Origin of the sequence: uncultured Flavonifractor sp. (genome assembly GCF_944383115.1) — a bacterium.
GTDB lineage: Bacteria > Bacillota > Clostridia > Oscillospirales > Oscillospiraceae > Flavonifractor.
On the sequence record NZ_CALWOJ010000141.1, the window covers coordinates 1 to 3,411 of the forward strand.

Genomic DNA, 3,411 nt, shown 5'->3' on the forward strand with positions numbered 1-3,411 from the left:
TCTTAACTTTCATTCTGCTCAGGAATTATGGGACTTTGAGCTTACTTCCTGTTGCACTTAGTTTGACAATTCACTGTGGTCATTCAATGCTCCATCTGACTGAATATCTCCTCCTGCACCTGGGCGGAGACCTGGTTATAGAGCGCCAGGCCCTGCTCCTGATCCATAACGGCCTGGGGCGGCGGATTCAAAATCGTGCCGTTGAACGCCAGGCAGACCTCCAGCGCCGGGCAGTTTGCCAGCGGACTCAGGTCCAGGGTCTGATCGTAGGTGGTGGTCAGGTGGGCGGCCCGCAGCTGCTCCAGCCTGCCCATCGGCGTCAGATCCAGGCTGCCCAGGTTTTCACTATAGAGATCCAGCACCTGTAGCGCCGGCAGCTCGGTCAAAAACTCCAGTCCGGGCAGCCTCCCGCCGCTCAGCATCAGATACCGCAGCTGGGGCAGCGGCCGGGTCAGCTGCACCTGGCAGACCGCGCCCGGCGCGGTGGCATTCTGATTGGCCAGCAGCGTCAGTTCCATCAGCTGATCCATACCGTCCGCCGGAAGGGAGATCCCTCCCTCCGACCACAGCACCAGTTGCCGCAGTTCATTGCACCGACTCAGCTGAGTCAGATCGGCGTCGCCCGCCAAACCGGCTGAGAAATGGCGCAGCCCCGGCAGGTTGGCAAGAAAAGAGAGGTCGGACAGGGCCGCTCCGTCTCCGGTAATCAGCAGGCTGTCCAGCTCCGGCATCTGTCCCAGGGTGTCCAGCAGCCGGGTATCCTCCGAGGCATAGTACACGTTTCTCAGATTGGGCAGCCGGCTCAGGTCGGCCAGGCTGGCTACCGCCGCCGTCCCCGCCTCCGGCTGGGATACCGGCCCGCTCTGGAAGGATTCTTCCAGGGCCATGCCGTCCTCAAAGAGATAGAGGCTGTAGAGGTCCTCCACATCCGCCGGGTAGAGCGCCGCCCCCTCCGGCTTGTCCAGCAATACCCGCAGATTGGCCTCCATGACCGGGTCGGTAAAGGACAGGGCTTTGGGCTGGCTGAGGATGACCGCCCCGCCGCCGGCCACCAGGGCCGCCGCCGTCACGCCCGCGATCACCTTCGCCTTAACGGTGGCAAGCAGCCCGGTCTTTGCCGCCGCTCCCGCGGCCGCGCCGGAGCCGGCCGCCGCAGTGCCGGAGCCGGCCGCGGCGGCTCCCGCCGCGCTTCCCAATGCGGCTACGGTCAGATGGGCGGTAACCTGCCGGAAGTCCCGCAGGAACAGCAGGCCCAGCGGCGCCAGGGTGTGCAGCCGGATGCCGTCCCGCTCCTCTCTCTCCAGGATGCCCTCCCGCAGCTTTTTGCGGGCGTAGTTCAGCCGGCTTTTTACCGTGCCCTCCGAGCAGTCCATAACCTGGGCAATCTGCGTCACCGTCAGTTCCGCGTAATAAAACAGCAGCACGCACTCCTTCTGCTGCTGGGGCAGGGCCTCAATGATGGAGAGGATAATCTCCCGGTGTGCCTGGTTTTCCAGCGCCGAGGCCGGGATCAGGCCCTCGTTCTCCTCCGGCAGCTCGTCCAGCAGGGTATTGCCGTCCTCGTCCTCCGGCAGCTGCGTATACCGCCCGGCTTTACCCAGTATATTGCGGCACTTGTTGGCGGTGATCTGGAACAGCCATCCCTCAAAGGCGTTGAGGTCCGCCAGATTGGGCAGCGCCCGGAAGGCGGACAGAAAGGCCTCCTGGACGGCGTCCTCCGCGTCCTCCGCGCTGCGGGTCATGCGAAGGGCCAGATAGTAGACCCGCTTGTACATAGCTTCATAAAGGGCGGCCTGGGCCTCCAGGTCGCCGTCCCGGGCCTTTTGCACCTGTTCAATCAGTTTCATGGCCTCTCCTCCCTCTTTTTTCATCATAGCAAAGGGGGAAATCCTGTGCAATCAAAATTATTTTGCAAAAAGTAAAACCTGCCGACTTGTCGGCAGGTCTTACTCTCCGTGAGCGGACCAACTCACACCTCTGCCGGGGCGGAACGGCGAAGGGCGGTCAATGCTTCGGACGTTTCTGTTTCGCGGACAGAAAGTCCAAATAGTCCATCAGGCTTTCGCGTTCCGCCTCCGGCAGACCTTGAAAGGCCTGATTCAATTTGCGCAGTTCTTCCCCGCAGCGCACATCGGAATACCCCAGCAGATAGTCGGTGGAAACCCCGAAAAACTGCGCCAGCTTGAGCAGGATCCCCTCTTCCCGCGGGAAGTGCGTTCCGCTCTCATAAAAGCTGACCATGCGGGGAGACACTCCGATAACCCCGGCCAGAGCCTTTTGGGTCAAGTTCCGCTCCTCTCGCAGCTGTCTCAGCCGTTCTCCAAAGGTCAAGGAACTCACCTCGGATTTATTATGACAGATGATTTTGACCGTTGCATGAATTGGAATTATTATTACTGTATCTATTGACATTGGAAATATTACTACTAAAATATAGTGTGTTGTGTTGTACCCTTACTGCGCGGGTAAATCAAAAGAGAGGAAGTATGTTATGAAAAAAAGTACATTCAGGCGAACCGTCCTCTGTACGGTCCTCGCCTGCGGCCTGCTGGCGGGCTCCGCCGGGGCCTACACCATGGGACCTGACGGCTTTTCCATCACCCCCAATCAGGAGACCCTGGACTTCTGGACGCAGTACAAGTATCCCCTGAACGACCGGGGCATCTATGAGCATTCCGCCGACAACTGGAATTTCTGCCCAGAGTTTCACGACGGGCTGCTGCTCATCCAGGACACCGTTTCCCCCACGGAGGAATATGCCACCTGGGACAACTATGTGGACAAGAGCGGCAATCTCCACGACCTGAATCAGGGGCGCTACTATATGGCCTTCTCCTTCTCCGGCGGCCTGGCGGCGGTGAAGTCGGAGGGAGAGATGCACAACAGCGGCTACAACGTGGGCTACATCGACACCGCCGGCAATGAGGTGATCCCCTGTACCGACGAGTGGTGTACCTTCCGGTACGGCACCCTGCCCTTCACGGCGGGCCGGTTTGAAAACGGCAGGGCCGTGGTGCTGCGCTCCCCGGAACTGCCCGACTATGGGTTCTATAACGGCGTGGACTACCCCTATCCCACCGACACCTTCTACTACGATACCATCAATCCCCAGCGGTGGTACGGCATTGAGTACGCCTACATCGACACCCAGGGCAACTATCTCACCGGCTGGAAGCTGACCCAGGATATTGACACGGTACTGGGCCTGCCCCTCTACGATCAGGACGGCATCCGGCTGTCCGACCGGGTGTACTGGGGCTCCGGCGGCAGCCAGGAACCCACGGAAAACCCGGACCCGCCGGCGGTGGAGGCCACCTACGGCCAGTCCACAGTGAAGATCAAGGGCTACACCATCGACGAGGACTATGTGGGCAAAATGCTCATTGAGGTGACCAACAACGGAAGCGCTCC

Annotated in this window: 3 protein-coding genes; 1 reads left to right on the forward strand and 2 read right to left on the reverse strand. The window is 60.4% G+C overall.

All coding sequences use genetic code 11. From position 1 onward, the window contains the following. Positions 1-83 precede the first annotated feature (83 nt). Together Q0K43_RS10700 and Q0K43_RS10705 are read right to left on the reverse strand one after the other, a co-directional pair. Complete coding sequence (locus Q0K43_RS10700) at positions 84-1,847, reverse strand: sigma-70 family RNA polymerase sigma factor (protein WP_297290515.1); 1,764 nt, start codon at positions 1,845-1,847, stop codon at positions 84-86. 157 nt (positions 1,848-2,004) lie between these two features. Continuing rightward, positions 2,005-2,412, reverse strand: a complete 408-nt coding sequence (locus tag Q0K43_RS10705) for an XRE family transcriptional regulator (RefSeq protein WP_297290516.1) — start codon at positions 2,410-2,412, stop codon at positions 2,005-2,007. A gap of 79 nt (positions 2,413-2,491) precedes the next feature. Between Q0K43_RS10705 and Q0K43_RS10710 the strand changes: the two genes are divergently transcribed. Then, a partial coding sequence (locus Q0K43_RS10710) for a WG repeat-containing protein (RefSeq protein WP_297290517.1) occupies positions 2,492-3,411 on the forward strand: 920 nt, incomplete at its 3' end.

Excerpts from the sequence above, each read along its gene's own strand:
- Q0K43_RS10700 (WP_297290515.1), bottom strand. The coding sequence starts at position 1,847 with ATGAAACTGATTGAACAGGTGCAAAAGGCCCGGGACGGCGACCTGGAG.
- Q0K43_RS10705 (WP_297290516.1), bottom strand. The coding sequence starts at position 2,412 with ATGTCAATAGATACAGTAATAATAATTCCAATTCATGCAACGGTCAAA.